The sequence below is a fragment of the Mesorhizobium sp. M7A.F.Ca.ET.027.03.2.1 genome (assembly GCF_003999175.1).
Taxonomy (GTDB): domain Bacteria; phylum Pseudomonadota; class Alphaproteobacteria; order Rhizobiales; family Rhizobiaceae; genus Mesorhizobium.
The window spans coordinates 1-4,902 of record NZ_RZOM01000414.1; the positions used below are offsets into that span (position 1 = coordinate 1).

General features: G+C 64.7%; 3 protein-coding genes. 1 reads left to right on the plus strand and 2 read right to left on the minus strand.

Translation table 11 applies throughout. The annotated features are described in order from the left end of the window. Nucleotides 1–76 precede the first annotated feature (76 nt). Nucleotides 77–499, minus strand: a complete 423-nt coding sequence (mscL, locus tag EN750_RS18430) for a large conductance mechanosensitive channel protein MscL (RefSeq protein ID WP_027038576.1) — start codon at nucleotides 497–499, stop codon at nucleotides 77–79. A gap of 250 nt (nucleotides 500–749) precedes the next feature. On the opposite strand from mscL, the gene EN750_RS18435 reads away from it, so the two are divergent. Next, a complete protein-coding gene (locus EN750_RS18435) occupies nucleotides 750–4,238 on the plus strand; it encodes a PAS domain-containing hybrid sensor histidine kinase/response regulator (RefSeq protein WP_127397265.1) in 3,489 nt (1,162 codons plus the stop codon). Nucleotides 4,239–4,282: 44 nt separating this feature from the next. Here EN750_RS18435 and EN750_RS18440 read toward each other — a convergent pair. Next, nucleotides 4,283–4,902 (minus strand): LysR substrate-binding domain-containing protein (locus EN750_RS18440; protein WP_127397266.1); only part of this gene is annotated, 620 nt, incomplete at its 5' end.

Below are 4,902 nucleotides of genomic sequence, written 5' to 3' on the forward strand. Positions count from 1 at the left end.
GTCCTTACCAGATGCGAAAACAGAAAACCCCGGCCGCGAACGACCGGGGTTTTGGTCCAGCAAATGCCGCCCGTGGTCAGCGCCTGGCGAGCAGATCGCGAATTTCAGTGAGCAGCGCGACGTCGGCGGGCGGCGGAGCGGCCGGTGCAGCGGGCTTCTCGCGCTCAAGCCGCTTGCGCATGTTGTTCACCGCCTTGACCATCAGGAAGATGATGAAAGCGAGGATGAGGAAGTTCAGCGCCACGGTGATGAAGCTGCCATAGGCAAAGACCGCGCCCTGCTTCTTGGCGTCCGCCAGCGAGGTCGCGTTGACGGCTGAGGACAGTCCGAAGAAATAGTTGTTGAAGTCCAATCCGCCGAAAATTGCACCGACGATCGGCATGATGATGTCGTTGACAAGGGAATCGACGATCTTGCCGAAGGCCGCGCCGATGATGACACCGACGGCCAAGTCCATCACATTGCCCTTGGAAATGAATTCTTGGAATTCTTTCAGCATTCGACCCTCCTTGTCGTGACCGGCCGAACTGCCGTTTCCGTCCTTGCGGCATCGACCTGAGGCAACATAACAAAAACCTGCGGTTGCAACATCGGCAAAAAAGAGAAAGCAACCGGTTTCTCCTTACCCGGCGGCAGTCCCGGAAACCGCGGCCTTCATGCACCCAAAGCCGTGATGGACTCGGAAGCCAAGCTGTGATTGCGTCTGGGCAAGCCGGGTTGAAATTCGGCACAGGGAGGATCTTGCCGGCGTGCAGGGCTTGTTCATCGTCATCATCGCGATCGCCTATGTGACGCTGCTGTTCGCCATCGCCAGCCTGGGCGACCGCCGCTCGGCCATTTCAGGGCCGAGTCGAGCCCGGCCCTTCATCTACGCGCTCAGCCTGGCGATCTATTGCACGTCCTGGACCTTCTTCGGTTCGGTCGGCCTCTCCTCCGAGCGCGGCCTCGAATTCCTCGGCATCTATACCGGCCCGGTGCTGGTGTTCGTGTTCGGCTTTCCGCTGCTCAACCGCATCGTGCGGCTGGCCAAGACCGAGAAGATCACCTCAATCGCGGATTTCCTCGGCGCGCGCTACGGCAAGAGTTTCACCGTCGCGGCGATCGCCACGTTGATCGCCACCATCGGCGCGGTGCCCTATATCGCGCTGCAGTTGAAGGCGATCTCCGGTTCGGTCAGCCTGATGGTCGAGCACTATACGGGATCGCCGCCTTCGTTCGATCCCTTCGTCAGCGACATCTCGTTGGTCGTCGCCATGCTCCTGGCGCTGTTTGCGGTGCTGTTTGGAACCCGTCACGCCGACGCCACCGAACACCAGGACGGGCTGGTGCTGGCGGTGGCGGTCGAAACCGTGGTCAAGCTCGCCGCCTTCCTGGCGATCGGCCTGATGGTCACCTTCCTGATCTTCGGCGGCCCGGGCGACATGTTCGACAAGCTCGCCGAGAACGCGCAGGTCCGCCAGGCGATGAGCTACAACACTTCGCTCGCCACCTGGCTGGTGCTGACTTGCCTCAGCGGTTTTGCCATCATCATGCTGCCGCGGCAGTTCTACGTCACCATCGTCGAGAACCGCGGCGAGGCCGAACTGCGCACCGCGACATGGGTGTTCCCGCTCTATCTCGTTGCGATCAACCTGTTCGTGCTGCCGATCGCCTTCGCCGGCCTTTCGCTGGTCGGCACCGGAACCAGCAGCGATCTCTACGTGCTGTCGCTGCCCCTGTTCACTGGCCATGACGTGCTGGCGATGGCGGCTTTCATCGGCGGCCTGTCGGCGGCGACGGCGATGGTGATCGTCGAAAGTGTGGCGCTGTCGATCATGATCTCCAACGACCTCGTCATTCCGCTGTTCGTGCGCCGCCTGCTCAAGACCTCGACCTCCGAGACCGAGGACTGGTCGACGCTCATCCTCAATGTGCGGCGCGGGGCGATCTTCATCCTCCTGTTCATCGCCTTCCTCTACTACCGCGAGAGCACCGACAGCGCGCGACTGTCGTCGATCGGCCTGATGTCGTTCGCGGCCATCGCCCAGTTCGCGCCCGCCCTGATCGGCGGGCTGATCTGGCGCGGCGCCAACGGCCGGGGTGCGGCACTCGGCATGGTCGCCGGCATCCTCGTCTGGGGCTACACGCTGCTGTTTCCGTCGCTTGCCGCCCCTGATACCGGCATCATCGTGCATGGGCTGTTCGGCTTCGAGGCCTTGCGGCCGCAGGCCCTGTTCGGCACCGTCGCCGAACCGCTGAACCACGGCGTGCTGTGGAGCCTGTCGCTCAACGCGGTGTTCTTCGTGCTCGGTTCGCTGTCGCGCGCATCGGTGCCGCTGGAACGCATCCAGGCGTCGATCTTCGTGCCGCGCGATGCCGGCCCGATGCCAAGCCTGCGCCGCTTCCGCACCGCCATCACCGTCAACGACCTCAAGGACACGATCGGGCGCTATCTCGGCGTGGAGCGCACCGAGCGCTCCTTCCAGTCGTTCGAAAAGACCAACGGAACCTCGCTGCACGGCAATGAGCAGGCGAGCATGGACGTCATCCGCTTCTCCGAGCAATTGCTCGCCAGCGCCGTCGGTTCCTCGTCGGCGCGGCTGATCCTGTCGCTGCTGTTTCGGCGCCACGACCGCGAATCCCGAGATGCCTTCCGCTTGCTCGACGACGCCACCGAGGCGCTGCAGCACAACCGCGACCTGCTGCAGATCGCGCTCGACCAGATGGAACAGGGCATCACCGTCTTCGATCGCGATTTCCGCCTGATCTGCTGGAACCGCCAGTACCGGGCGCTGTTCGACCTGCCCGACGAGATGGGCCAGGTCGGCGTCTCGCTCGACCGCATCCTGCGCCATCTCGCCGAACGCGGCGACATCCCCGCCGATCAGCGTGTAGCCATGCTCAACCGGCTGACCAGTTTCGTCAGCCCATGGCAGATGGAACTGAAAACCTCGGGCCGCATCGTGGAGCTGCGTTCCAACCCGATGCCCGACGGCGGCATCGTCGCCACTTATGCCGACATTTCCGGGCGCGTCGAGCAGGACCTGGCGCTGAAGCGTGCCAATGAATCGCTGGAGCAGCGCGTCAAGACCCGCACCATCGAGTTGACCCGGGTCAACGAGGAGCTGGCGCAGGCGCAGATGCTGGCCGAGGAGGCCAATCTCGGCAAGACGCGCTTCCTCGCCGCCGCCGGCCACGACATCCTGCAGCCGCTCAACGCCGCCCGGCTCTATTGCTCCTCGCTGATCGAGAAGGCCGGCAAAGGGCCTGCCGGCAAGGCCGCCGTGAACATCGAATCCTCGCTGGAATCGGTCGAGACCATCCTCGGCGCCGTGCTCGACATCTCCCGCCTTGACGCCGGCGCGATGAAGCCGGACGATACCGCCTTCAACCTCGACGGATTGCTGCGCCAGATCGGCAACGACTTCCGGCCGCTGGCCGCCGAGAAGAAGCTCGCGCTGACCATCATGCCGTCATCGCTGACAGTGACGACGGACCGCAATCTGCTGCGCCGCCTGATCCAGAATCTCGTCTCCAACGCCATCAAATACACGCGCCACGGCCGCGTGCTGGTTGGCGTCAGGCGGCGCGGCGATTTGGCCGAGATCCAGGTGATCGACACCGGCATCGGCATCGCCGGCGACAAGCTGAACACCGTCTTTCGCGAATTCACCCGGCTCGACGAGGGCGCGCGCGAGGCCGAGGGCCTCGGTCTCGGCCTCTCCATCGTCGACCGCATCGCCCGGGTGCTGCGGCTGGAGATCCGGATCTTTTCCAATCCTGGCAAGGGCACGCGCTTCTCCGTCATCCTGCCCGTGGCGGCCGTGCAGGAACCGCGACGCGAGATCGACGCCAGGGTTCCTGCCCGCGCGACGGCTTCGCTGGCCGGGCTGCACGTGCTGTGCATCGACAACGACGCCCGTATCCTCGAAGGCATGCGGCTCCTGCTCGAAGGCTGGGGTTGCAACGTCGACACCGTGTCCAGTTCAAAGGATCTGGAGACCGCGAAGATACACCGCCCGGACATCGTCCTTGCCGACTACCATCTCGACGGCGAAACCGGCCTCGATATCATCGTCAGGCTGCGCGCGATCCATGGCGACACCCTGCCGGCCGTGCTGGTCACCGCAGACCGCTCCAATGAGGTGCGCACGGCCGCCGGCGGGCTCGAGATTGCGGTGATCAACAAACCGCTCAAACCAGCGGTGCTGCGCTCCATGATGGCCAGGGTCAGGCCGCTGGCACCGGCGGCCGAATAGCATCAAGGGCGCCCGGTCTCAGCCCTAGTGTCCGAGGGGGAGTCCTAAGCCGGTCCGTCGACCATCTGGGAACTGCGGAACCGAGGCCGTCCGGCATTGCCCGCCACAGGCGGACGATGCTCGCGAAAGGCCATTGCAAGCGTCCTCAGCGCCTCGCGGGACTTGGCGTCCGTCAGCGTCGAAAGCAGCACGATCTCGGAAGGCGGCAGCGCCGGCAGCCCGAATTTCCGGCTGACCTCGATGGTGCCGGACGGGGCAAGCCGGCAGGAAAATACCGAGGCTGCGAGGCCGGCCGAGACGGCTTCGGCAACGGCGAAGGAGCCGCAGCCGAGGAACACCTCCGTCCACGGTATTCCGACAGCGTCGAGCGCGCGGGTGGTGATGTTACGAATACCGCAGGATGGCGAGGATGCCGCCAGGCGCAGCGGCTCGTCGGCCCGGTGGACGAAGTCGGGCGCGGCGTACCAGCCGAAATGTTCGGGCGCCAGCACTTCACCATCGCGCCGGTCGTCCTCCCGGCGGATGATCGCCGCGTCGATCTCACCGCGATCGAAAGCGTCCAGCAGGTCGCGCGAATCATCGAGCCGCACTTCGATGGTGAGCGCCGGGTCATGCGCATTGAGCCGCGCCAGCAATGTCGGGACTTCCGCGCCCCCGACATGGG

Coding starts and splice junctions, on each gene's coding strand:
- mscL (WP_027038576.1), bottom strand. CDS start 499: ATGCTGAAAGAATTCCAAGAATTCATTTCCAAGGGCAATGTGATGGAC.